General features: G+C 42.8%; 22 protein-coding genes. 6 read left to right on the plus strand and 16 right to left on the minus strand.

The features are described from left to right. Positions 1 to 333: 333 nt before the first annotated feature. The 3 genes from nusB to nrdR form a co-directional block, all read right to left on the minus strand. A complete protein-coding gene (nusB, locus tag B6N13_RS18375; RefSeq protein WP_012071710.1) occupies positions 334 to 858 on the minus strand; it encodes a transcription antitermination factor NusB in 525 nt (174 codons plus the stop codon). Positions 859 to 1,148: 290 nt separating this feature from the next. Further along, entirely contained in the window at positions 1,149 to 2,303 is a 1,155-nt protein-coding gene (ribD, locus tag B6N13_RS18380; RefSeq protein WP_012071711.1) for a bifunctional diaminohydroxyphosphoribosylaminopyrimidine deaminase/5-amino-6-(5-phosphoribosylamino)uracil reductase RibD, read from the minus strand. Further along, complete coding sequence (gene nrdR / locus B6N13_RS18385) at positions 2,300 to 2,812, minus strand: transcriptional regulator NrdR (protein WP_169460237.1); 513 nt, start codon at positions 2,810 to 2,812, stop codon at positions 2,300 to 2,302. Before nrdR ends, ribD begins: the two co-directional genes overlap by 4 nt. Positions 2,813 to 2,974: 162 nt before the next feature. Here nrdR and B6N13_RS18390 point away from each other — a divergent pair, with 162 nt between their 5' ends. Then, on the plus strand, positions 2,975 to 3,880 hold the full coding sequence (locus tag B6N13_RS18390; RefSeq protein WP_012071713.1) for a DMT family transporter: 906 nt from the start codon (positions 2,975 to 2,977) through the stop codon (positions 3,878 to 3,880). 114 nt (positions 3,881 to 3,994) lie between these two features. Then, entirely contained in the window at positions 3,995 to 5,656 is a 1,662-nt protein-coding gene (gene ettA / locus B6N13_RS18395; protein WP_012071714.1) for an energy-dependent translational throttle protein EttA, read from the plus strand. 82 nt (positions 5,657 to 5,738) lie between these two features. Here ettA and B6N13_RS18400 read toward each other — a convergent pair whose 3' ends face one another. After that, entirely contained in the window at positions 5,739 to 6,686 is a 948-nt protein-coding gene (locus tag B6N13_RS18400) for an Abi family protein (RefSeq protein ID WP_012071715.1), read from the minus strand. Between the two features lie 186 nt (positions 6,687 to 6,872). Continuing rightward, a complete protein-coding gene (locus tag B6N13_RS18405; protein WP_169460238.1) occupies positions 6,873 to 7,829 on the minus strand; it encodes a DMT family transporter in 957 nt (318 codons plus the stop codon). 136 nt (positions 7,830 to 7,965) lie between these two features. On the opposite strand from B6N13_RS18405, the gene B6N13_RS18410 reads away from it, so the two are divergent. Then, positions 7,966 to 8,427: an Lrp/AsnC family transcriptional regulator gene (locus B6N13_RS18410; RefSeq protein WP_169460239.1), complete on the plus strand. Its 462-nt coding sequence runs from the start codon at positions 7,966 to 7,968 to the stop codon at positions 8,425 to 8,427. 75 nt (positions 8,428 to 8,502) lie between these two features. On the opposite strand, the gene B6N13_RS18415 is transcribed toward B6N13_RS18410, so the two are convergent. Then, positions 8,503 to 10,116, minus strand: coding sequence for a methyl-accepting chemotaxis protein (locus tag B6N13_RS18415; RefSeq protein ID WP_169460240.1), 1,614 nt, complete (start codon positions 10,114 to 10,116; stop codon positions 8,503 to 8,505). 351 nt (positions 10,117 to 10,467) lie between these two features. On the opposite strand from B6N13_RS18415, the gene B6N13_RS18420 reads away from it, so the two are divergent. Continuing rightward, positions 10,468 to 11,793: a DUF2868 domain-containing protein gene (locus B6N13_RS18420; protein WP_012071719.1), complete on the plus strand. Its 1,326-nt coding sequence runs from the start codon at positions 10,468 to 10,470 to the stop codon at positions 11,791 to 11,793. 3 nt (positions 11,794 to 11,796) lie between these two features. Then, on the plus strand, positions 11,797 to 13,161 hold the full coding sequence (locus B6N13_RS18425) for a DUF3482 domain-containing protein (protein WP_169460241.1): 1,365 nt from the start codon (positions 11,797 to 11,799) through the stop codon (positions 13,159 to 13,161). Here the strand turns inward: B6N13_RS18425 and B6N13_RS18430 are convergent. The 4 genes from B6N13_RS18430 to B6N13_RS18445 form a co-directional block, all read right to left on the minus strand. Further along, entirely contained in the window at positions 13,158 to 13,883 is a 726-nt protein-coding gene (locus tag B6N13_RS18430) for a 1-acylglycerol-3-phosphate O-acyltransferase (RefSeq protein WP_169460242.1), read from the minus strand. The genes B6N13_RS18425 and B6N13_RS18430 overlap by 4 nt on opposite strands. Before the next feature lie 63 nt (positions 13,884 to 13,946). Next, entirely contained in the window at positions 13,947 to 16,253 is a 2,307-nt protein-coding gene (locus B6N13_RS18435) for an EAL domain-containing protein (protein WP_169460243.1), read from the minus strand. A gap of 115 nt (positions 16,254 to 16,368) precedes the next feature. After that, positions 16,369 to 17,352: a 23S rRNA (adenine(1618)-N(6))-methyltransferase RlmF gene (rlmF, locus tag B6N13_RS18440; RefSeq protein ID WP_169460244.1), complete on the minus strand. Its 984-nt coding sequence runs from the start codon at positions 17,350 to 17,352 to the stop codon at positions 16,369 to 16,371. 110 nt (positions 17,353 to 17,462) lie between these two features. Continuing rightward, positions 17,463 to 18,395 carry a LysR family transcriptional regulator gene (locus B6N13_RS18445; protein ID WP_169460245.1) on the minus strand — a complete coding sequence of 311 codons (933 nt, stop codon included), beginning with the start codon at positions 18,393 to 18,395 and terminating at the stop codon, positions 17,463 to 17,465. Positions 18,396 to 18,506: 111 nt separating this feature from the next. Between B6N13_RS18445 and B6N13_RS18450 the strand changes: the two genes are divergently transcribed. Then, positions 18,507 to 19,472, plus strand: a complete 966-nt coding sequence (locus tag B6N13_RS18450) for a DMT family transporter (RefSeq protein WP_169460246.1) — start codon at positions 18,507 to 18,509, stop codon at positions 19,470 to 19,472. Between the two features lie 24 nt (positions 19,473 to 19,496). Here B6N13_RS18450 and B6N13_RS18455 read toward each other — a convergent pair whose 3' ends face one another. The 6 genes from B6N13_RS18455 to B6N13_RS18480 all read right to left on the minus strand — a co-directional run bounded on the left by B6N13_RS18455 (position 19,497) and on the right by B6N13_RS18480 (position 24,874). Then, positions 19,497 to 19,847, minus strand: coding sequence for a DUF6164 family protein (locus tag B6N13_RS18455; RefSeq protein ID WP_012071726.1), 351 nt, complete (start codon positions 19,845 to 19,847; stop codon positions 19,497 to 19,499). 86 nt (positions 19,848 to 19,933) lie between these two features. After that, entirely contained in the window at positions 19,934 to 21,487 is a 1,554-nt protein-coding gene (locus B6N13_RS18460; RefSeq protein ID WP_169460247.1) for an EAL domain-containing protein, read from the minus strand. A gap of 246 nt (positions 21,488 to 21,733) precedes the next feature. Continuing rightward, the gene (locus B6N13_RS18465) at positions 21,734 to 22,285 is read right to left on the minus strand and encodes a DUF3833 domain-containing protein (protein ID WP_169460248.1); all 552 of its coding nucleotides are present in this window, start codon (positions 22,283 to 22,285) and stop codon (positions 21,734 to 21,736) included. Positions 22,286 to 22,321: 36 nt separating this feature from the next. After that, entirely contained in the window at positions 22,322 to 23,050 is a 729-nt protein-coding gene (locus tag B6N13_RS18470) for a hypothetical protein (RefSeq protein WP_012071729.1), read from the minus strand. A gap of 25 nt (positions 23,051 to 23,075) precedes the next feature. Further along, positions 23,076 to 23,591 (minus strand): DUF2878 domain-containing protein, encoded by a 516-nt coding sequence (locus B6N13_RS18475; protein WP_012071730.1) that lies wholly within the window; start codon positions 23,589 to 23,591, stop codon positions 23,076 to 23,078. Between the two features lie 14 nt (positions 23,592 to 23,605). Beyond that, positions 23,606 to 24,874 (minus strand): cyclopropane-fatty-acyl-phospholipid synthase family protein, encoded by a 1,269-nt coding sequence (locus tag B6N13_RS18480; protein WP_012071731.1) that lies wholly within the window; start codon positions 24,872 to 24,874, stop codon positions 23,606 to 23,608. Positions 24,875 to 24,891: the final 17 nt, after the last annotated feature.

A 24,891-nucleotide genomic window follows, 5' to 3' on the forward strand; every position in this document is an offset into this window, starting at 1 on the left:
CAGTTACTGCACTGACGCCCTGTTAACAATGCCACCCTCAAACACAGCCTAGGTCTGACTGAGTATCGGGCTTTGCGCTATTTTGCACGCTTACCCACCTAAACTGCCGAAGCAGGTTCACTTGCGTTGTGTACTGTTAACTTCCTATCGCTTCCTTCAGACCCTGCCGTTGGCCAGCAACGCCCTTGCGATTCGGATTCTCTTCCCCCCAGTCGGGGTGAGACAGGTTTCTTACAACCTGACGGGTTTGCCAGCTTCGCTGGGCAAACAAAAAAGCCCCGTTATTAGCAAGTAATAACGGGGCTCTTAGGTATCTTTTCGTAATACTTTCTATTACTTGTTCGACTCTTTATTCGCTTCTCGGCGAGCGGCGATTTCTTCACGGCGCACGCGTTGTGCTAGTTTGTCCAGTATACCGTTTACGTATTTGTGACTTTCCGTCGCGCCAAAACCTTTTGCCAGTTCTACGCTTTCGTTGATCGCAACACGATAAGGTACATCTAAACGCTGAGACAATTCGTAGGAACCAATTCGCATAACTGCCAATTCGATTGGGTCTAGTTCGCTTAATGGACGGTCTAGTAATTCTTCAAACAAAGTATCCAGTTTTTTAGCGCTGGCTGTCACACCTTGTAGTAATTCGCGGAAGTAGACTTTGTCGCAAGAATCCATATCGCGGTCTTGGTCTATAACGAATTGAGTTTCGATCTCGCTAACGGCCGTTTTGTTCATCTGCCATTGGTAGACCGCTTGTAATGCCAAACGACGTGAAGCACTGCGCAACTGCGAACGTGAAGGCTTTTTATCCTTACGTTTTGGTGCTGGAGTTTGGTCGTTTGTTGTTTCCACTTCGCTCATTTTTTGCCTCAATTGTCCAGACTACGCCGCCTTATGGGCTGACGCTTTTGCCTGTTTGGCTTTTGTCTGTTTGGAAATACCCTTGGTTGTTAAAGAGCTACTAGATACAGCCTTTAGACAGCATCTGAGTCATATCGACCAAAGGTACGAATATACGGGTTGTCTTGGGCGGCGATTATAGCAACATTTATTCTAGGTTTCTCGGCAAAGTTGGCGAAATTTCAGCAAGAAAAAACGATTTTCAGGCTTTTCTTAAAAAAAGCCTGAAAAAGCAATGACTCAGCTTTTAGCTATTCGTCAAAATCGCCTTCAAAATCTTCATCGAGGTATTTTGGTATATAGACCAAACGCACATCTTGCCCAACTTGGCGGACCGATTTAAGCGTCAAATCAACCGCTTCGTCCATCACATCTAAAGGCAACTTAAACAAAGGACGAGCGCTGGAGCCCAATAATTTCGGCGCCATGTAAACAATGATTTCGTCAATCAGACCCGCTTCTAAAAACCCACCCGCTAATTCCGCGCCAGCTTCTAACAAGACTTCATTAATACCTGCATCGGCAAGCTGTTCCATGGCATCTAGTAAGTCTAGTCGGCCATCTTCGCCACGGGGAGCAAAACGCACGGTTACGCCTTTTTTCGTTAACAACTCTAAATGCTCTGCTTCGACCTCTTCTTCTACCGAAAATACCCAAGCTTGATTTGCTGGATAAAGAATTTTCGCTTCTGGAAGAATCGACAAAGCCGTGTCCATTACCACACGAATCGGCTGACGCACGCTTTTCGGATCAGCTTCTTGGTCATCGTTGTCTATGCGAACTGTCATGCTTGGGTTATCTGCCAACACCGAGCCAATACCTGTGACAATAGCATCACTCTGGGCGCGTAAACGCTGCACATCAAGACGCGCTGCTGAATCGGTAATCCATTGGCTTTCGCCAGATTCCATAGCCGTACGGCCATCCATGCTCATAGCCAGTTTCACTCGCACATAAGGAAGACCTTCGCGCATGCGTTTAATAAAACCGGGATTCAGAGCTTCGCAATCAGATTCCAGAATAGGACCAATAATTTCAATGCCGGCTTTTTTGATTTTCGCTAAGCCATTGCCTGACACTTCTGGATTTGGATCTTGCATACCATAAACAACACGCGCCACGCCCGCTTTAATCAAGGCATCGGCACAAGGCGGAGTTTTACCTTGGTGGCTGCAAGGTTCCAAGGTGACGTAAGCCGTTGCACCAACCGCGTCGTGCTTTGCATCCGCCAATGCATTGACTTCTGCGTGGCCCTCTCCAGCTTTAACATGAAAGCCTTGGCCGATAATTTGCTGATCTTTAACCAACACACAACCAACTCGTGGGTTTGGATGAGTGGTATAGCGGCCTTTTTTCGCCAGTTGAATGGCTTTCGCCATCCAGTATTCGTGATTATATGCTGTCATGCTTGATCTTCTTTCTTCGATTCTGGAGCGGTTTTTTTCGATTCTGGTATGCTAACGCTGTGGCTTTCTAGGCGGTCTATTGCCTCGCGGAATTCACTGATGTCTTTAAAGCTTCGATAAACGGAAGCAAAACGCACATAGGCGACTTGATCAAGACGCTGCAGCTCCTCCATCACAGCTTCTCCAGTCCAACGAGAAGGCAATTCACGTTCACCTGTTGCCTGCATTTTTTCTTTGATTCGAGTGATTGCGGTTTCTACCGCTTCAATGCTGACTGGACGTTTTTCAATGGCTTTAATAATGCCATTACGTAATTTGTCTTCATCAAAGGCTTCTCGGCTGCCATCGCTTTTGATCAATTTAGGCATTTGCAATTCAGCCACTTCAAAGGTGGTGAAGCGCTCTTGGCAATGAATGCAGGTACGACGGCGGCGAACTTGTGCGCCTTCAGAAACCAGTCGAGAATCCACTACTTTAGTATCTTGAGTTCCACAAAAAGGGCATCGCATGGTGCTTCCAATATCGCTAATTTGGTGTAAGAATGCCTGAGACTAGGCCATCGTTTGATGGATGAAATCATACCAACCCCGCCATAATATAGCTACCAAGCTACTGTATGCGCTTTTACCATTCTTCTACATCAGAGAATGGATGAGTTTATAAGGATTTATATGCCGTTCGCAGAATTATCGGGCTTGGTCGCTGCCTTATGCTGGACCATTTCGAGCCTAATGGCACCAAACTTAATTCAACGTTTTGGTACCATGCGTTTTAATACCTTTCGTATTGTTATCGCTAGCTCCATTCTGCTAGTAATTTGTTTAATCACCCAGCGTTTCAATGCAACTTTGTGGCAACATGCCGAGATAGTCATGTTGTCTGGTTTGCTAGGAATTTTTATCGGCGACACCATGTTGTTTACCGCAGTCCATCGCCTTGGCCCTCGACGCACAGGCGTGCTTTTTGCCACTAATGCGCCTATGTCGATTTTATTAGCTTGGCTGTTTTTAGGTGAAGATTTAACACTCAGCCAACTATTCGCCTGCTTCTTGGTGTTAATAGGAGTAGTGATAGCCATACTCTTCGGCCGAAAAAATAATCTCCACGCTTGGGAACAAACCAAAGGAAAACTAAGTGTTGGTATCCTGCTCGCTCTTGGCGCAGCACTTGGTCAGGCCAGTGGTGCTTTACTTAGCAAACCCGCACTAATCGATGGCGCAGACCCTATCGCGGTATCCGCTTTGCGGGTTGGAACTGGCGCGCTCGCATTGGTTTTGGCTTATAGCTTGTACTACCGACATAAACAGCCAGCCGATGCCATTCCATTTGGCCAACTTACTCGTGCTGATTTCATGGGCATCGCTACCCTCGCCACCATTGGTATGGTTATCGGCATGAGCGTCTTAGTCTGGGGTGTCGGCAACGCCAACGTCGGTATTGTCACCACGCTATCAGCAGTCGTTCCCGTACTTATTTTACCGGGCTTGTGGATTACCACAGGCCAACGCCCTGCATTTGGTGCGTGGATTGGTGCTATTTTCGTTGTGGCTGGCGCGGCTTTGATTATTCTGAAATAGCCTTGATTGTGCTATCCTTAACCCCACTAATTGCATTTGGCTCTCCATCAATTTGCCTACTTTGTATTTGGCGAATCATGGAGCGTTTTTTAATCTAGGATAAGTGGCATTTCTATGGCTCAGTTCGTATACAGCATGAACCGCGTTGGGAAAGTTGTTCCCCCAAAACGCGAGATTCTAAAAGACATTTCTCTTTCATTCTTCCCTGGCGCTAAGATCGGTGTATTGGGTCTTAACGGTTCTGGTAAATCGACTCTACTTCGCATCATGGCGGGTGTTGATACCGAGCATAACGGTGAAGCGCGTCCAATGCCGGGTATCAAAATCGGCTATTTGGAGCAAGAACCTCATCTTGACCCAGAAAAGAACGTGCGTGGCATTGTTGAAGAAGCCTTCACTGATGTAATCGAAGCCATGGCTCGATTGGATGCGGTTTACGCAGAATACGCAGAACCTGATGCTGACTTTGATGCCCTAGCAAAAGAACAAGGCCAACTTGAAGCCTTGATCGAAGCGAAAGAAGGTCACAACCTAGAGCGCGCTCTTGAAGTAGCAGCCGATGCGCTACGCCTTCCACACTGGGACGCAAAAGTAGAACACCTTTCTGGTGGTGAGCGTCGCCGTGTTGCGCTGTGTCGTCTATTGCTTAATAAACCAGACATGATCCTGCTAGACGAACCAACCAACCATTTGGATGCGGAATCCGTTGCTTGGCTAGAGCGCTTCCTAAAAGATTACCCAGGCACTGTTGTGGCGATTACCCACGACCGTTACTTCCTAGATAACGCGGCGGGCTGGATTCTAGAACTTGACCGTGGCCATGGTATTCCATACGAAGGCAACTACTCTTCTTGGTTGGAGCAAAAAGACGCTCGACTACAAACCGAAGCGAAGCAACAAGCCTCTCACCAAAAAGCCATTAAATCGGAACTAGAGTGGGTTCGCCAAAACGCCAAAGGTCGTCAGTCCAAATCCAAAGCACGTTTGGCTCGCTTCGAAGAAATGAACTCTCAAGAGTTCCAAGATCGTAACGAAACCAACGAGTTGTACATTCCACCAGGACCACGTCTTGGTAACAAAGTGATCGAAATCGAAGGCGTGAGCAAAAGCTTCGAACACAAGATGCTACTAGAAGACTTCAACATGGTCGTGCCACAAGGTGCAATCGTAGGGGTTGTTGGTGGTAACGGTGCAGGTAAATCTACTCTATTCAAAATGATCGCTGGTATCGAAAAACCTGATACAGGCACAGTCACTATTGGCGAAACGGTACAGCTTGCTTACGTAGACCAAATGCGTGAACTGGATGGCGACAAAACTGTCTTTGAAGAAATCGCAGATGGCCTAGACATGATCACGGTACACAACTACAAAGTGCCGTCTCGTGCGTACATTGGTCGCTTTAACTTCAAAGGGTCGGATCAACAAAAATTGGTTAAGCATTTGTCAGGTGGTGAGCGTAACCGTTTGCACCTTGCCAAACTGCTTAAAGAAGGCGGCAACGTATTGCTACTGGATGAGCCAACCAACGACCTTGACGTAGAAACATTACGTGCACTAGAAGACGCGCTACTGGCCTTCCCAGGTGCGGCGATTGTTATTTCCCACGACCGTTGGTTCCTAGACCGTATCGCGACACACATCCTAGCGTACGAAGGCGATTCTAAAGCCGTCTTCTTCGAAGGTAACTACGCAGAATACGAAGCCGACTACAAACAACGCACCGGCAACGAAGCCACACCAACACGTATCAAATACAAACGTATTGATGCGTAATTCTATTTAATAGGATTGGTTGGTTTGAATGGAGAGCCGCTTTCAGAAATGGAAGCGGTTTTTTTATTATAGAGCATTAAGATCAAGACCAAATAGGATCATCATACCACTCTACGGGAAAACCAGCTGAATGCGCTCTAGTCTTGGACTCAGTATACTTATCAAATAAACTCAAAAGATGGTGCTTCACCTGAAAACCCATTGATAAATGGTCATCCACTCTCTTAAGTAAAATACAAAACAAATAGATTTTATTCGGATTCGTTGGAAGATAACTAGCATGTAACTTATTTAATATTCCGCTAGCCTGCCTATGATTAGCGTTCCAAACCCTAGAGTGGTGTGCACATCGATTACGAACATCTCGTATTGCTATAATCCAATTATTAAGTTCTTTTAAATTTCTTGCCCCAAATTCATTAGCTAAAGCATCTAACCTATTCGAATTCTTAACCCCTTGAAACTGAGCTTTATCTAAAGAATTGTAAATAATAGGTATCTGCCCAAAAGTCGCTAACTCACTAATCACCCAGAATGGTGGCAATTGCTTAAAGTCATTATTTGTGTCGTTATAATAGTTATTTTTAAAGTGATTTGAGAAATCGTCTTTTGATCGAAGAAAGTTAGAGGACAGGTTTGTCCTAACGCCATCAATGGCACGGTGGGCGTTTTTAAGGAATAACGTATTATCTAGATACCAAAATGGATTATTAGTATGGGAAGCAACAACCTGATCTAGCTTCGAACGCAGCTTAATCTCAATTCTACAAATTATAGAGAAGATATAACTACGTAGCTCCTCATCGAAACGATAAAGCTCAACCCCTTGCTCAAAGCTTGATGGTGATAAGTAAAACGCCAAATTCTCATCGAGAAAAGGCCAAAGATAGGCTTTAAAACGATAGTAATTAACATTCTCAATAAATCGCTTTGCTTCATAGTCACTCGCTACAGACAATCCCTTAGTTTGCATATATAGCACGAGCTCTTCAGGGGATTTATACCCTTTATTGTAATAACGATATGGCATGATACTTCCCTTATCATAGACATAAAAAAGCCCACTGACTTCTTAAGAATAAGAGTAGCGGGCGTTGTTGCTATTCATAATATACTCACTCTAATAGACTGTCAAACAGAGCAAATACTCAATAACTAGTTACCGTCAAGCTCAGTAGTTGACCTCTTAACCTGCTCAGGTGTGAAACCAACAAAACTACCGCTTTTTAAAGATCCCACTCGCGATGACAACACCAACGCTGACGAAGATAAGTCCGGCGATGGAGTAACCTTCTAAGTGTTCACCAAGAACGGGGATGGCGATGAGCGCGGCGAGAACTGGGGTAAAAGCGCCGATGGCGGCCATGTTTTCAGCGCCCAGTTTTTGGATGGCATAGCCGTAGGAAAATCCGGTCATTAAGCCGACGAGTAAGCTTTGCACAAGAATTTGACCTGCCAACATATCCCAAGAGGCATCAGCCAGTCCGCTAGAAGCTAGCCCACTTGCCCATAAGAAAAGCAGCGCGATCAAGGACACCAAGCCCATCAGTGCTGTCGATACCAATGGTGGCAAGCCTGCAATCCGTAAACTGACGGTATACACCGCCCAGAAGAAGCTCGCAGCTAGCAGTAATAAATCACCTTTCCATGTGTTCTCAGGCGCAGTAAGCAGCGACAAGCTGAACAAAACCAGTACGCCAACACTGACTAAACTCAAACCAATCTTGCGTTCACGGCTGACTTTTTCTTGATAAAAGAGCACAGCTAATAAGGTCACGAAGAAAGGAAAGGCACCAAGGATTAATAAGCCGGCATGAGATGCAGGAGCGTATTTCAAGCCGGTCGCACTTAGGTAGAAAAACGGTAAACCTGCGCCACAGACAATGCCTAACAAAAGTATGGGAGAAACGGTTTTAACTTGGGCTCTGGCGCGCCACAAAAAAGGCAACAGCAATAAAGCTGGCGGAGAAAATCGTAAGATGCCCAAATCGAAAGCAGTCAAAGTATTAGTCATGCCAGCGCGCATGCTGACCAGCCAGGAAGCCCAAATCAAAATACTAACAAAAGCAGCCAATAGACCAAGGCGAAAGCCCCAACCCGTGGCGTATTGTTTGTACTTTGGTGGTTCTTGAGTGGACATGGTTGATGTGTGTTGTGTGACTGTTTGCGGCATAACCACCTCGCGGGAAATCGATAGCTTTATTATCTGCTCTCATCCGCGAGCATGTCCTTGCTATTTACCCTCAAGAAAGGCTACTTTTTAGTATATAACACTCAATTCAATCCTATAAATTACTAAGTGTGCCAATATGGATAAAACAGACCTAGATATTCTCTCTCATCTGCAATCAGACGGACGCCTGACCAACGTCGCATTAGCGGAGGAAATTCACTTATCACCCTCGCCTTGTTTACGTCGCGTGAAGCAATTGGAAGACACTGGTGTGATCGAGGGTTATCACGCACGCATTGATCGTCAAAAAGCCGGATTTTCCATGACGGTGTTTGTGGAAGTGCGTTTGAAGAGCCATGCTGGCGATAAACATATTGTGTTTGAGAATGCGATTTTAGAGATGGAAGACATCATCAGCGCCCATCTTGTCTCCGGCATTGCTGATTATCGTCTAGAAGTAGTCGCGGTGGATCTACAAGATTACGAGCGAATCCTAAAAGCCCTTCAGTCTTTGCCTCATGTAAAAGACATTCAAAGTCATTTTGCTATTCGCTCAGTAAAAACTGCTGCGCCATTGCCGTTAAAAAGAATGTCGTAAGCGTTTATCTCAAACTCTAAACGAAAAAACCGCTTATCTTTCGATAAACGGTTTTGGGTGCGTTACTTGGTAGAACTAAACTTTAAAGCTACCAACTTGCTGATCAAGGTTTTTATACAGCTTAGTAATGTCTTTGGACTGTTGTTGAATAAGGTCCGATACCGACTGAACAGAGTCCGTTTGGTCTTTCAACGACACCATATTTTGGTTGATGTCATTGGAAACAATAGATTGCTCTTGAGTCGCCTGCGCTGTCTGGGCGGCCATTTCTTGAACTTTTGCAAATGATGCCCGTATACCGTTAAATATTTTAGTTACTTCACCAAAGTTGGTAACCGTAGACTCAGCATTGTCACGACTGTTTTGAATCGCTTTAGAAGATTCCGTTACATTGATTTTTAACTGTTCAATCATGCCTTCAATTTCATTGGTGCTATCTTGAGTACGGGTAGCCAAGGTACGAACTTCATCCGCAACCACCGCAAAACCACGACCTTGCTCACCAGCACGGGCTGCTTCTATCGCTGCGTTCAATGCCAACAAGTTGGTTTGTTCAGCAATATTACGAATCACTTCCAAAACAGAAGCGATACTTTCTGAACTCTTTTGTAGCTCACCAGAACGGCCAAGGGCAACTTCTATATCAGCCACTAGCGTCGTAATAGCATGTTGGGATTTATTGACTGCAGCCATTCCATTTTGCGTCAAATTATTAGAATTCTTAGCTTCGTCTGCGGTATCACGAGCTACCGTCGCCATTTGTTGATTAGACATATCCATTTGATGACCTGCACTAACTATGGAAGCCGAAGCATTCGCTAGTGCGGTCGTAATTCCAGACGTCTGTTTTGCAACATTATTTAGCTGGCCCGTCATTTCACCTAACGCATCAGACTGTTTGTGGATGCTTCCGATGATACTTCTTAGGCGATCGACAAAATCGTTAAATTCATTAGCAAGATCCCCCAATTCATCTTTAGTAGAAAATTCGATACGTTGAGTTAAATCGCCGTCGCCTTCAGAAATTTCACGAATACGCTGTCCTAAATAACGCACTTGGTGAGCCAAGGTTTTAGGTGTTTTATAACTGAACCAAACGGCAATAAGCAAACCTACAACAACAATAACAATGGCAACTTTTTCAAACGCTTTTTCTTCTTCTATTATGGTCTTTTTAGACATTTCTGCATGGTTGTTTACCGCTTCACCCGCTTTGTCGAGGATACCTCTAAGAGCACTAAAGTCTGCATTAGCTTTTTGCTCAGCAGCTGTAAAAGTGGGAGCATTTTTATCTAATGCAACAAAGGCGTTGGAAGAGTTTAACCAAGTAGTAAAAGCTTTATCAAAGTCACCCAGTGACTTATAAATCAGAGGTTCTGCAGACAAGTACTGACGGAATAAATTAAAACGATCTTTTACTTGTTGAGCATTTTCAACCCGGTCCTTTTCTTCGTCATCAAGCTTGCCCACACCAACCACAATACGCTGCTCAGCAAGCTTAGCTTGATAAAGATCTCGGTCCGCATTCAAAATAACTGCTGAAGCTTTTCCATAAGAGTCTGCCTGTGCATTAAGAGCACCGCTTAGCTGATTAACGATATACACCATTGAAGCTAAGGCTACAATAAGAGTAATACTCATCACAAGAACGGGCAAAGAGCTTTTTACCCTGATGGAATTAAAACGCATAATTTTGTCTCCTAACAAAAATCACCGTGTCTACGGCATATAAGGTGATAGTAGAGTGGCTTTACACAATGAATCAATTAGGATTAACAATTACCTACATTTATACTGCCTTTAATAACTTATAAACACGATCCTCTTGATCTAGCACAATAAAACATTGTCGCTAACTAATTGATGGGGCTATATTTTCAAATACCAGTATAAAAATATTCAAGAAACATCTCACGACTTTTGCCTTTGTCGACAACATCAAGTAAAACAAAGTGAAGTAAGAGGATAATGCTGTCACTCCAAACATTTGGCATTACAACGAATATAAAGAGTAATAAATGAAAAGAGCAACGCGATAACATGACTTTTCCAACTCCCAGCGCCAAACTTGCCCTCGCAGCTTGGTTAGAAACGCATACCGATTTTCGATTGTCTGCTCATGCAAACGATTTGCCTAATGCATTAAAAGAACTAGATACCTCACCTAAATCCACTAGCTACTTAGCTCAGTTTACAATGCTCAAGCGCTACTTCAATCGTGCAATTTTAGGCTTACTGCTCATTTCTTTGTTGTTAGGCTTTATGGCTGTGCCGCCTGCTTTTGCGACCGGCCAATCCAATCAGGTGAATATCTTCTGGTTGTTCATTATCTTGCTAGGATTTCATGCGCTAAATTTTGTCGTTTGGTTTGTTACCATGATAGCCACCATGAAACAACACACAGAAAGCAAAGGAATGCTACTAAGCTTGCTGATTTTCCTAAACCGAAAGATAAGTAAGCACTCGCATATAAATACAGATGTAAGTGCTGCTTACATCCATTGGCAATGCCCCGCCCATTCAAATAAATGGTTAATCAGCAGTATTTCACATGGGGCGTGGGGCTGCTATTTACTGGCGGGGTGGATAATGTCTCTGCTCCTGCTACTGACCAATCAAGTCAACTTTGTCTGGGAAACCACACTATTAAGTGATGATGCTTTTATTCAACTGACGCAAACCTTAAGCATTATTCCTCAGTGGTTTGGTATTTCTCTACCCAATCAATTGGATATTCTCGCCAGCCGCGTCGACCTAATTTCACAAACCGCAGCAACAAGACAACATTGGGCGAACTTTTTACTCGCCAGTATTTTCATTTATGGCGTGTTGCCAAGGCTGGTTTTCACTTTTATTTGCTTGGGTATGTATCACTTTAAACGAGCAACACAACCACTTAGTACACAAGAAAAAATCATTCAAAATCGTTATCGCCAACAGGAAAGCCAAAGCCGAAATATCCTAGATGCAGATCATCACAAAACCCCTGCTTCTGCGATGAATACAAACGGAACCAATAATGGGACTCTTACCGACAGTGCATTTGCTCAACATTGGGCTTTGTTTGAATGGAGTCATGCTAAACCTAATTATTTAAGTGCCGCTCGTTCCGTATCGCTATTAAACAGTCGAGAAGAACAAGATAGCTTTTTAGCCTCCTCCAGTGATGAGCCTATTTATATTTTGGTCAATGCCGAACAAAGCCCAGATCGTGGCACAAGACGTTTTTTCTCCCGAGTAAGTATGACGTATCCTTCGTTATTTATGGTGATATCGGGTGATGATAACGCTAGATTCGTTGAGGATTGGCAGCGACTTGCCAGAGAAACACGCCTTCACTTTACACAACTCAAACAAAAGGACTAAACCGTGTCGATTTCCCTTTTGGTCGTTGGCCACGCGAACACAGGTAAAACCTCACTGATCCGTACCTTGTTGCGTAGGCAGGACTTTGGTGAAGTGAGTGACAGAGCTGGAACCACTCGTCACGTGGAAAGTGTGAAGATCAAAATCGGCCAACAATCCGTTATCACATTAACTGATACACCAGGGTTTGAAGATTCAATTGGCCTTTGGCAGATTCGCCATTCGGACGCATTCCGTTCCTACCAAGATGCAGACTGGCTACAGCCATTTTGTGAAAGCCACTTTGCACAAGATGAGTTTGAACAAGAAGCGAAGATTCTTAAGCAATTAACCAAGGCCGATATCATTTTATACGTAATAGATATTCGTCAAGCACCACTAGGCAAATATCTAGATGAACTGGCGTTATTGGCCAGCGCGAATAAACCGATTATTCCTATTTTGAATTTCAGTGCGTCCCCCAGCGCTCACTTAGAAGCTTGGCGTAAAATCTTGGCCGAACGTCATTTACACGCCGTAATAAAATACGACACGGTGGCGTTTTATTTTGAAGACGAAAAACGTTTATATCAAAGTATTCAGAGCCTGATGCCGGAAGACTACGACGCTATCAAGCACCTTATAGCATCCCGAGAAGAAGCGGCACAATTACGCCGCACAATGGCGGCAAACCAATTAGCCGAGTTGATACTCAAAGCGGCCAGCACTCGCATTGAATGCTCAAGTTATCCACCAAAGCCCAACGAATCCTCCGCTTTCGAAGAGAAAATACGCGTATTGGAAAGCAGCTATATTGCAGGGCTATTACGTCTTTATGAGTTCCAAGAAGAAGATTTAAAAGCCACGCCTCTTGCGATTAAAAATGACCGCTGGCAGCAAGATATATTCGATACTGATACGTTAAAAGAATGGGGGATAGAAACAAGTACCAGCGCACTCACTGGCGCAGCGATTGGAGCAGGCATTGATGTCATGTCGGCAGGGTTAACATTAGGCACAGCAACGACAATTGGCGCTATTTTAGGTGCCACATGGAAAACTGGCCAACATTACAAAGACACCTTAAAAAGCAAATTTACCAAGCGCTATTATCTGTGTCTCGATAAAGCCACATTGACGCTATTATGCCTTCGTGGTCTTACGGCGATTCAGCATTTGCATCAACGTGGACACGCTTCTCAACAAGCCTACGAGCTAGCTAGTCATATGCAAGATGATGAACTAATTGAGCATATAAAGCCTTATTGGAAAAACGCTCAGCAACACCCAGAATGGGAAACGCAAACCTTACCGGATTCCCATTCAAGCAAATTAGGCTTACAAAAAGTACTGGAAAAAGCACTTAGTGCGGATAATAGACCAGACTAGCGCTGTTGATTAAGAAGTTCCTGATCTAAACGCAGTTGTGTTTCATGCATCTGCTGTTCACAAGACTTTAATAAGCCAACAACATCGGTTTCATGCAACCCTGTTGTATCTATTGGTGGCAACATCTCAACGATCACTTTGCCATTATCCCAGCGATTCAAACCAATTTGCCCATGCGTACTACTGCAAACAACGGGAACAATGGGAACACCAGCTTGAACAGCTGCATGAAAAGCACCACGTTTAAAGGGCAACCAACCACGCCCTCGACTGCGCGTACCTTCAGGAAACATCCATATAGATAAACCAGTTTTTTTCATGCTAGCAGCGATCTGATCAATAGTGGCAATCGCTTTTTTACGATTTTCTCGGTTAATCAAGAAATTACCACTGGCCCAATACAAAGCGCCAAAGAAAGGAATCCAACGTAAACTGGTTTTACCAACCGTCACCACGCCTTTGGGAACAACCACAGCTAAGGTAAACAAGTCGAAATTATTTTGATGATTCGCCACATAAACGGCTTGGAGGATATTTTTTGCTGATTCAGCAACTCTACCTTCGACCGATAAACCAAACAGAGGACTAACTTGGGCAAATACACGCCCTAAATAATACACACGGTTTTTTGACCATAAAGTAAGCAAACAAAACACAATTCCCAGCAGTGTCACACCTACAATCAACAAGAATAGCAATGTCATCCGTATCAAAAGCAACATATTGGATTAAACCTAACATTAATAGCGTTTAAAATTAATTGGTCTCTTATGGTAATTTATGGCTTATTGCCTATGAAAAGCTTCACGCCATTTAAAGAATTCTTCTGCAACCAATGGCTTAGAGAAAAAATAGCCCTGTATCTTATCACAATGATATTGTCTTAAAAGCGCCGTTCCCTCAGCATTCTCTGCGCCTTCAGCGGTTACCTGAAAACCCAAACTATGAGACAGTTCAATAGTCGCTTTAGTAATGAATTCATCACCCTTATTAGTATCAATAAATTGGATAAAGGCTCGATCAATTTTCACTTCATTAACAGGTAACTCGCGCAAATACGCCAAGGAAGATTGGCCAGTGCCGAAGTCATCAATGGCAAGATGAATGCCCATTTCATGAAGCGCTTTTAGCACATTAATTACTTTCACGCGGTCTTTCATTACTGCACTTTCTGTTACTTCTAATGCAAGCGCACGAGTCGGTAATCGATTCGCTTGCAGTGCCTCAGAGACAATAAATGGCAGCTGTTCATCTAACAAGTCATGGGCCGATAAGTTTACCGCGATGCGTATTTCATGGCCTTGCGCCCACCATTTACTCAGTTGAGACAAGACAGTATTCAGCACCCATTTTGTTAACTGCTGAATACTCCCCGCATGTTCTAATAAAGAAATAAACTCATCGGGAGGAAGGAAACCCAATTCAGGATGAATCCAGCGAATCAAGGCTTCGGCTTCATGACAATCATCGCCAGCTAGACCAACTTTAGGCTGATACACAACAAACAATTGACCGCTGTCTAATGCAGTTGGTAGGTCTCGAATAATCGTCAGCTGACGACGGTGATTTTCATCCTGACCTACTTCATAAAAAACGCATAACTCGCTTGATTCACGCGCTTCATCGGCAACGATATCCAAACGGCGCATGGCGCTGTTTACACTGGCCGTGGCATGTTCAAATGGGAGCACGGCAATACTAATATCCAAGCGAATACCAGAACCAGCTTCTACCTCAAACTCCTTACTAAACTGACATTTTAAATTGCCACAGTCTTGCTGAGTGATTGGTCGGCTAAAAATTAACAAAAATTTATCGCCGCTTAATCGAGCCAACATATTGGCATCATGCCCCCACCTTTGAAGCCGTTCAGCTACTTTTGAAAGTAGCGAACTCCCGACATCAAATCCCAACATATTATTGATGTCTTTAAAGTGACGAATATTAACAAGCACCAAACCGCCTTGCTCTTTTGGCAATTCATCACTTAGGTACTGCTCTACCGCACTCTGATTAAACAATCCTGTTAGCTGATCATGGGAAGCACGAAATTTCATCTCTTCTTCCCTATTGATAATCGAGTCTTGCATTGTCTTCATGGTATGAGACAAGACACCAAACTCGCCGTCAATATCCGGCGCTCTAACTTTTTCTTTATTACTACCTAGACCAATTTGCTTCGCGTAATCTACCAAGCGGCTAATTGGCTTAGTCATATTGCGAGCCAGTGCCACACCAAATAACAACGCCAGCGCCAGAGCCCCGGTAAAAATCAATACCAATTGATTACGTGTATTATTGTAACTCTGTAACCAAGGGCCATAAGGCAAATGAATAATGCCCCATTGGTTTGGCATACCAAGATCTACACCAAGGGATAGATACTTTTCATCATTAGAAAACACTGGGGACTTGAGAATACTTTCGACGTTACCAATATCCTTCAGCAACTTTTCTTTTTCTTCTAACGGCAAAGTCGATCCGCCAGAAAGAGTGTGTGTATTATCAGCTTCGTAGACAAAGCTTATATCTAATCCCGTTACATTTTTAATCTGCTCTGCCAAGGCTTGATCGAGCAAAAAAGCCATTCCAACCCATGCCACTACATTGGGCGCTTTAATGGGTACCAGAACTAACTGATAAGCACGATTATCCAACGCAATCATAGTACTAATAGATGAACCACCTGAACGACGCGCGGCAAAGACTAGCTCTGCGATCGTATTACTAACATTCAGCTCTTGAGTAGCGGTAATTAACTCGCCTTGAGGAGAAACGAGAACAGAAATGTCCGCATTAATACGTGCGCCATGATTTTGTAAAACAGAGCGAATAGTGCCAGTTTCTCGAGTCGCTACAGCCTGTTTAAAGCCAAAATCTGAGGTTAAGATCTCAACCCCTTTCGTTAGCTGCTCAGCGCGTGCTTCGAGAAACAAATCAAAGACATTACGTGACACATCTATAGAGTGAACGCCTTGCCTGTAATTATCTTCTTTTAAAGATGACAATACCGCCAATGCCGTTCCTAACTGGACCAGAGCAAGCAACACCAAGACAAACATAATGAGTCGTGCTTGAAAGCTTTTTAACACCTTAAAACCTCTTTAATGCTAATGACCTAGGCTGCTTAACTTAAAACCAAAAAACACAACAATGATCAAGAATAATAGGGCTTATCTTGTTTTTATGCCATATTTCCCAATAACCCTAATTTTGCCAATAATTATCTTTCCAATAATCAATTTGATCATCACCAAGGAAACTCCAAGCAACAAATCGACTAATTTTCTGACCTTGCGCCATTTCAATCGTTTTCACTTGGCGAGCACCAACATCTTTTAATGTTCGATAAATCGCATCTAAATTCCCCTGACGCGCCACCAAAGATGTAAACCAAAAGCAACGATCAGCGTACTGCACACTTTCTTTTACCATACGTGAGACAAAACCTGCTTCGCCACCATCGCACCATAGCTCTGCTGCCGTGCCGCCAAAGTTCAACACTGGCTTTTGCGTCGTCGTTTTTTTACCTTTAACACCACGCCATTTACGCTGAGACTCGTCAATCATCGCCGATTCGCTGGTATGAAACGGCGGATTACATAAGGTCAAATCAAATCGGTCTTTTTCTTTCCACACACCATCAAAAAGTTTAGCTGATTGAGTTTGCAAACGCGCACTAATGGCGCCCTTCAAGCATGGATTAGATTTAACAATGGTGTCACAAGTCGCCACAGCAACAGGGTTCACATCGGATCCAACAAACTGCCAGCCATATTCCTGATGACCGATTATCGGATAAACACAGTTTGCACCAACACCAACATCCAAAACTTTCACGCCTTTTCCACGAGGGATCACGCCCAGATTACTCGCTGCCAATAAATCAGCTAGATAATGAATGTAATCCGCTCGGCCTGGAATCGGTGGGCAAAGGTAACCAGGTGGAATATCCCAAAAAGCAACACCATAAAAATGGCTTAATAAGGCACGATTTAAGGTTTTCACTGCATTGGGATTGGCAAAGTCCACTGACTCATTACCGTATTGATTCAGTTGAATAAAACCAGAAAGTTCAGGACAAGAATCCGCCAATAGCGCAAAATCGTAACGCGCACGATGCGGGTTACGAGGATGAAGCTCTAATTTATTGGTGCGTTTGCTTTTCGTATTCTTGCTTTTTAAGACCACTGCGATGCCATTGTTTTAAACCAAAACGCGAGTATAACCGAATTCCTCAGCTTGAACTAAATGTGCTGGATTGGAAAGTCACTGCTATGAAATATCACTGAGTATAAATATCATGGTTCTGGATAAGGAATTAAGCCTTTTACTACTCGCTCACAAATGTCTCTAAACCAGATCACACCGGGATCATTTTCTACCGATTTTGGCCAACTTGAGTAATAGTGAATAAAAGGAAAATCCATCGGTAAATCTTTGATCACCAAACCAAATTGCTGTTGAAACCGTTCTGGCAACAAACCGCTGTTACTCATTAAAAGTGACGTTCTGCCTACCGTTTCCAAAGCAGCCAACATGTAAGGCGTACGAAAGGCAAAATGCCGCTCACGTGCACGTTCACCAAGTAGGGCATCACTAATCACAGGATTAGAACCACCCAAATTAACTAATACATGGGAGTAAGCCAAATAGTCATCTAAGGTAATGCTATCTTTCATAGCTAACGCATGATTCGCAGACATGACGCAGCGAAATTTCTCACGCCCCAGAAGATGTTTCTCAAAGCTATTAGGGAGCTGAATGTAATCACTACACAAAGCAAGATCTAAAGAATGCTCCGCTTGGTTTAGTAAACTGGTTTCAGTAAGCGTACTGGTTTCCAATGAGGCAAAAGGTGCTTCTCGATAAAATTGCTCCGCAATCGCAGGCATATAAGCTTGAGCCTGATAATGGGTGGTTTGCATACGAAAAGTACGATAACTGCTTTGCGGTTGAAATTCAGATTCTGTCCACAACCCTGCCAATTGTTCCAACATGAGCTTCAATGGCGCTTCTAGTGCTAATGCTTTTGACGTTGGTATCATGCCTTTTGAGGTACGAATAAACAAAGGATCATCAAAGGCATCACGTAATCGATTAAGCAATCGACTCATTGCGGATTGACTCAAGTACAGGCGATCAGCCGCCCGCCCAACGTTACGTTCTTCCAATAAATATAAGAGCCCAGTCAAGGATTTAAGATCCAAATGTTGTAGCGAGCTAGGAATCATGACCAAATCTCGATTTATGCATAATAATTAGAACTATTATGCATTGGATTTAATAAAGAGGGAAAGCCATTATGAAATTTCTAACTATCTTCACTTGAAAAGGCTACAGGCATGCTAACTGCAAAACAGACTTTTTTGTACGGCCTCTTTTTTAGCTCCGTCACTGTGCTGTTTTGGGGAATGTTGCCCATTGCTCTCAAACTTTCTGGAGGTTTTTCCGATCCTATTACTCTAACTTGGTTACGTTTTTCGGTGGCAGCCATAATTTTAGGCTTATGGCAATGGCAACGCGGCAAACTGGGTGAATTCAAATCCCTGTCAAAAAATGACTGGCTGAGACTTTTCGCCGCAGGAACATTTTTGATTGTTAACTACACAAGCTTCGCATGGAGCTTAAACTTTTTACTACCGGGTTCAGCACAATTAAGCTTTCAAATTGCACCGCTGTTTCTTGCCTTAGGCGGTTTATTTTTTCTAAAAGAAAGCATTAACTGGCAACAATGGCTATGCTTTGTGGGAATTGGGTTAGGAATGCTGGTTTTCTTCCATCCTATTTTTGGGCAAGGTAGTCAAGGCTCAATCTGGATTGGTTTTGCTATTATTCAAATGTCTGCCGCAGCATGGTCTATGTATGCGCTGCTGCAAAAATCTTTGTTCAAACACCTAGCTCCTTCCAACATATTACTAGCGATTTATATTTATGCTTTAGTCGTTATGCTGCCGTTTTCATCACCAAGCGAACTGCTAAAAATGTCTTCTGATGATACTTGGATTGCCGCATTCTGCTGCCTTAATACACTCATTGCATATGGCGCTTTCGCACAAGCCATGCGTTATTGGCAAACCGTACAAGTCAGTGCTTCGATCGCGTTAACACCTGTGATGGCGTTCATATTGACAGAATTCTGTGTGGCTTTTGGTTGGTGGTCTGACAGCATAAGCTCCTCTCATGCTGACATGCTCAGTTTATTTGGCATGTTGATAGTTGTCATCAGCGCGATTAACGTGCAACTGATAAGCGCGAGAGTACAGCGTAAAGCCGCATTACTGACAAAGTCACTAAGTGAAGCGGCTTAGTTTGATATTCAGAACTTTAGGTGGTTACAGCCATAGCGTAAATGGAATGATTGAAATACCTAAAATAAGCAATACCGCGACTAGAGTAAAAATAGCCTCCGCAGGATTTTGACGAGCGTGTTGTAAATAACCCAATATCCATTGTCCAAAAGTAATGGGACGCATGGTTTGAGCACGAGCGATTTGATCTTGATGAATTAACTCTCTTGCTTTAATGGCTTGCTCTTTGTCTTTTACCCAGAGTCCTGCCATGGAAATTTGCCAACGTCCAGCAGTGGTTTCGTAGAAGGCAATGTCATGATCGACTAGTAATTGACGAATATCGTCAGCTTCCTCATCAGGGACATATTTAAGCCGAAAAACCAGAGTCGCCATATCGTAAAAACCTTGAGCATAGAAATTAAGCGGTAGAGAGTAAGAGAAGCCAGACAATAATACAATCTTGTATTGTGAATGGTGTTTTAAGGAGAGGGATTTTCTTCAAACCAAGTAATAACTTGTTCTTTTGGTAGCGGACGACAAAAGTAATAACCTTGTACCCTATCAACCCCAAGCTCTCGAACCGCATTAAGCTGATCTTCATGCTCAACGCCTTCGGCGATTAGTTCCATATTAAGTTCTTTTGCTAATTTCGTGACTGAGGTTAGTATCTGACGAGTGAACTGATCATCCTTCAAGCTAGCAATAAAAATTTGATCCAGTTTCAATGTGTCATATGGGAAACGGCGAAGAAAATCTAACCCAGCATAGCCAGTACCAAAATCATCTACAGACAAACTAACGCCTAGCGCTTTAATATGTTCAAAACGACTCACCATCAAAGGCAACTCTGCAGCGTCTAATACACTGGTTTCTGTTACTTCAAGGCCAAGCCGACCTTTCAATTCAGGATACTCTTCAAGGATCTCTGCCAAATCTGACGCAAAGCATTCTTTAAGAAGGCTATGCCTATCAACGTTCACTGATATTTTAATGTGTCTTAGTTGCTCAGGATATTCTCTATAAAAGTCCCCAACTTTGCGAATCACCATCCAAGTAAGATGATCGATCAAGCCCAACCGATCCGCCATATCTACAATCACTAATGGCGAGACCTGACCATAACGAAATGAATTCCATCGAATAAGCGCCTCCATTTCATGAAACCCACCCTCTTGTAGTGAAACAATCGGCTGAAAATGCACTTCCATGGCATTGTTTTTAATTGCTCGTTTGATGCAATGACGTAAAGAATGTCGATAATAAACAAGCACTAAATGCCCAATATAGAATACGAAAGACAACAACACCCAGCACACTATAATAAATGGCAAAAGCGACCATAGATGACGCCAATATAAACTTGAGGGGAAAATCACAGCCAATGTCATCGACCAATCAGCTAAAGACACTTCTGTATTACCCAATACGCTGGAATCTATGTCATTACTATTTGAAAAGAGTACCTGCTTACCAAGAGTCAGTTCATAAAAGTAATCTGGTAAAAGGATTTGATCAACACTAGCAGCAATCCTATCTGGCGGCGCTAATCCATTTACCCCAAGACCATCATCTCTCTGATAAAAAGCAAAAAATGTAGATTCTCCCAACGTATTAGAATTCACTAAAGAGACTGTTTTTCGACCCATACTCTGCGTAATACGCGACGCTATTGAGTCATATATTTTAATATTCATAGCCCCTAAATTTGAGCAATACACTCTAAATTCTGAATTGAACAAACCAAATTCTTTAAAGGTAGGTGAATAAAATGTGGCACGCCTTAAACGCGTAATATCGGCTTTTTCACAAGATAAACTGCTATCATCAACAACCCGCTTCAACTCTGTAAAAATACCATTCATTCGATCTGACAAAGCATTTTTGGCAACGTTTGTACGATTATCTAAATCATTCAATAAAGATAAATAAAGTCCAAGAGTAAAAACCGTAAAAATAATAAAAAGGGCAAGGAAAGCATAGAGGAAGACTATTTTTTTCTTAGAAGGCACTAGTGCAGTGATGTTTTTAAACATAAAGCGCCCTCCCTGTTACTTAGTCTAAAAGAAATAAAGCATACATTTTTAGGTCTTTTAAAAGACATGCAAATCATTACATAGATATTAAAAAGCACCAATAAAAAAGACCGCCTAAAGCAGTCTTTTATATATAACACAGAAAATAAATCTTGTGCTCACTATCTCTATTCAACACGGTAATAAAGCATCTGTAGTATTATGCATTTTTGTACGAACGATCAGATGTAATTAAACGTATCTATACTACTGAGGAGCCTTTTCAATAACGATAGACAAGTAACCAACTTCAACGCCAAATTTTTTCATTACCGATTCGTTAATAACAACACCCTCTTTTACCATATACATACGATCATCAACATTTACTTCTATTAAATCGCCATCATAGGGAACCTGTAATACATAATTCATAAATAAGGCGTTACCAGACATTTTAATGTCACCTGAGCCAACAACATCATTCGCTGTTGCGGAATATTCACCCTGCTCGTTGGGCGTCATAATCCAAGTTCTATGTTGGATTTCACCATCATCAAACACAAATTTCTCAGCTAATATGCCAACCCCACCTTTCCAACGTCCTTCTAACGTAGCATTGAAATAACGAGTCACTTCACCACTACGATTTTTCAAAATGCCATGCGCAGTTAAAGGCCCAGTAAAGAAGCTTTGTAAGTCAAACTTTGGCTCATTTTTAGCGTACAAAGACACGTCAGACGTAGAGCATGCCGTAAGCAATAATACACACAGTAAAAAAGTGAGTTTACCCGTAACAGATCGGAACAGATGTCTCATATTACTTACTTCCCCTAAGCTAACGTTGAAAATAGATTACATATAATGATATTGGATATCGACGGTTTGATACTTACCTTGTGCGTCACAGATATTTGCTCGACCTGTAAAACGTAATAATCTTTTATCTGCTGGATCATAAGCAACCACAATAGGATCGACCGCCAATTTTACCAACCAAGAAACAGGGGAAAGAGCGAAACACTGAGCACCATCCTGAGTTCCTTCCACGCATGCGGCTTTACTGAAACGAAATGTAAAGGTCGTTTGTTTACTGGGTACTAGATATTCAACATCCATATTTTTACCTGACTCTAATGCGTCCCAATATTGTTTAATAAAAGCATCGAAGCCAGCATCCACTACCATGCCAGCCGCTAATTTCAATGAAGCCTTGTCTTCTTTGCCAGCACTATTCTCTTGATAAACAACATCTAACTTTCCACCAGATTGGGTGACTTCAATCTTTTCTCCGTTACGCTCATTTAGCTGCGAGAAACTTGGCGTTATCATCGACTGAGAAAAATTTAGAGTTTTATGCCCAAAAACACGACCATCTGGCTCTGAGTATTCGACATTATAAGTCCCATCAGCAAGTTTTTCGTGGGTTTCTCTGTATAACAAAGCCCCCGTTTTCACACTGTAGGCACTGCCTACTATTTTAGAAAAAGACGTATCAGCCAAACATACAGAGCTAAATAAGAAGGCACAAAAGGCAGCAATAAAAAACCGCTGCTGCGGTAAAAATACAAAAGAACACTTCATTTTCTTATCTATCCTCACTCTTTAACTAATGCTCATTTTTAACTAATGTCCACTTTTCACAAAGCCATACGCCCAACGGTAACACCAAAGACCAAATAATCGCTACTATAAAAAGAGTCAAGAATATGGGTTCTAACAAGCTGATTCCGGCTAAATTAGCACCAGCAAAATAACTCATCGTTGGCCCAACTCCCCCCATTAAAGCACTCAAAACATAACGTGAGCGCAAAAAAGCCAAACTATGAGCAAATAAGGTGCCGACACAAACCCAAAGACAAAGCAGCCAAATCGGCGGCAATTTTGTTTGTCCGAATAAGGTTACGCTTGATGAAAACACACCAATCTGAAACAAAGTACCATCAATGACGACACCTAGTGCTAGGAAGGTAAACAGCAAACGCCATTCTCTACGAGTCTGCATAAAATAGCGATCATGCAAAAAAAGATAAACCAGCGTTGCGACCAATGCCCAAGCATTGCCAGCAAGCAAGCAGATAAACCAAACAATTTGAAACAAAATGGCATTCATCAAAGGTTTCATGCCATTTACTCCATTTACTTAGTGCCAATCGACAAACGATGATCTGGTTTAGCAAAAACAAACTGCCCAGTACTAATGGCTCGCTCTTTAAAGCCACCTTCACAATAAGCCAGATAAAAATCCCACATACGGCAGAACACATCATCGAATCCCATCTCCGTAACTTCACGACGTGCTGCATGAAAACGTGTACGCCAATCGGCAAGGGTTTTCGCGTAATGTTCGGTAATGTCTTCTAATCCAACGATCTGCATGTCGGTCTTAGAGGCAATCTTATGAGCAATCACTTGGTTAGAAGGCAAACAACCACCTGGGAAGATGTAACGCTGAATAAAGTCCACAGAGCTGCGTGCGTAGTCGTAACGCTGATCGGCGATAGTAATAGCTTGAATCACCATAACACCGTGTGGTTTCAAGAGCGCACTGCACTTAGAAAAATAGCTGTCGTAGTATTCGTGGCCGACCGCTTCGATCATTTCAATAGATACAAGTTTGTCATATTGACCTTGCAGATCTCGATAGTCTTCGAGTAACAAAGTGATTTTGTCTTGCAACCCTTCGGCTTCCACCCGCGCTTTGGCAAATTCGTACTGTTCTTTGGAAATAGTCGTCGTGGTTACTTGGCACCCATAATGCTTCGCCGCATGAATCGCCATGCCGCCCCAACCCGTTCCAATTTCTAACAGATGATCATCTTCGCTAAGCTGTAGCTTTTGGCAAATACGATCCAGTTTATTCACCGACGCTTCTTCTAAAGAAGAGTTAACCTGAGGATAAACCGCCGAGGAATACATCATGGTAGGATCTAAAAACAAAGAGAAAAAATCGTTACCCAAATCATAATGAGCAGAAATATTATCTTTAGAGCCTTTTTTAGTATTGGCGTTTAACTTATGAACAATTTTGGCACCAATACGGCTCCAAATTGGGCGTTTAGCATCCATTTTATTAATCAGGTTTAAGTTAGCGACCATCAAGCGAATAACGCCAACAACGTCTGAAGAAGACCACCAGCCTTTCATATAAGCTTCGCCAGCACCGATACTGCTGTTTAAAAACACATCGCGGTAAGCATGAATATCATGAACATGAATATGAGCAATGTATTGAGTATTATCTTTCGCTTCACCAAAAGAATAGGTCTCACCATTCTCTTCCAACGTAAGATGACCCACTTCCAATTTACCCAGCATAGCAAAGACCATTTTGCGGGCTAAATTATCAAACCATGTTGTTGTGCGATTTTTTCTCACTTTTTGATTATCCATACTGACGGAGTTCATACTTGTTAGTCTCCTAA

It is taken from the genome of Marinomonas sp. UCMA 3892 (assembly GCF_012726345.1).
Taxonomy (GTDB): domain Bacteria; phylum Pseudomonadota; class Gammaproteobacteria; order Pseudomonadales; family Marinomonadaceae; genus Marinomonas.

Excerpts from the sequence above, each read along its gene's own strand:
- nusB (WP_012071710.1), bottom strand. The coding sequence starts at position 858 with ATGAGCGAAGTGGAAACAACAAACGACCAAACTCCAGCACCAAAACGT.
- ribD (WP_012071711.1), bottom strand. The coding sequence starts at position 2,303 with ATGACAGCATATAATCACGAATACTGGATGGCGAAAGCCATTCAACTG.
- nrdR (WP_169460237.1), bottom strand. The coding sequence starts at position 2,812 with ATGCGATGCCCTTTTTGTGGAACTCAAGATACTAAAGTAGTGGATTCT.
- B6N13_RS18390 (WP_012071713.1), top strand. The coding sequence starts at position 2,975 with ATGCCGTTCGCAGAATTATCGGGCTTGGTCGCTGCCTTATGCTGGACC.
- ettA (WP_012071714.1), top strand. The coding sequence starts at position 3,995 with ATGGCTCAGTTCGTATACAGCATGAACCGCGTTGGGAAAGTTGTTCCC.
- B6N13_RS18400 (WP_012071715.1), bottom strand. The coding sequence starts at position 6,686 with ATGCCATATCGTTATTACAATAAAGGGTATAAATCCCCTGAAGAGCTC.
- B6N13_RS18405 (WP_169460238.1), bottom strand. The coding sequence starts at position 7,829 with ATGCCGCAAACAGTCACACAACACACATCAACCATGTCCACTCAAGAA.
- B6N13_RS18410 (WP_169460239.1), top strand. The coding sequence starts at position 7,966 with ATGGATAAAACAGACCTAGATATTCTCTCTCATCTGCAATCAGACGGA.
- B6N13_RS18415 (WP_169460240.1), bottom strand. The coding sequence starts at position 10,116 with ATGCGTTTTAATTCCATCAGGGTAAAAAGCTCTTTGCCCGTTCTTGTG.
- B6N13_RS18420 (WP_012071719.1), top strand. The coding sequence starts at position 10,468 with ATGACTTTTCCAACTCCCAGCGCCAAACTTGCCCTCGCAGCTTGGTTA.
- B6N13_RS18430 (WP_169460242.1), bottom strand. The coding sequence starts at position 13,883 with ATGTTGCTTTTGATACGGATGACATTGCTATTCTTGTTGATTGTAGGT.
- B6N13_RS18445 (WP_169460245.1), bottom strand. The coding sequence starts at position 18,395 with ATGATTCCTAGCTCGCTACAACATTTGGATCTTAAATCCTTGACTGGG.
- B6N13_RS18450 (WP_169460246.1), top strand. The coding sequence starts at position 18,507 with ATGCTAACTGCAAAACAGACTTTTTTGTACGGCCTCTTTTTTAGCTCC.
- B6N13_RS18455 (WP_012071726.1), bottom strand. The coding sequence starts at position 19,847 with ATGGCGACTCTGGTTTTTCGGCTTAAATATGTCCCTGATGAGGAAGCT.
- B6N13_RS18460 (WP_169460247.1), bottom strand. The coding sequence starts at position 21,487 with ATGTTTAAAAACATCACTGCACTAGTGCCTTCTAAGAAAAAAATAGTC.
- B6N13_RS18465 (WP_169460248.1), bottom strand. The coding sequence starts at position 22,285 with ATGAGACATCTGTTCCGATCTGTTACGGGTAAACTCACTTTTTTACTG.
- B6N13_RS18470 (WP_012071729.1), bottom strand. The coding sequence starts at position 23,050 with ATGAAGTGTTCTTTTGTATTTTTACCGCAGCAGCGGTTTTTTATTGCT.
- B6N13_RS18475 (WP_012071730.1), bottom strand. The coding sequence starts at position 23,591 with ATGAAACCTTTGATGAATGCCATTTTGTTTCAAATTGTTTGGTTTATC.
- B6N13_RS18480 (WP_012071731.1), bottom strand. The coding sequence starts at position 24,874 with ATGAACTCCGTCAGTATGGATAATCAAAAAGTGAGAAAAAATCGCACA.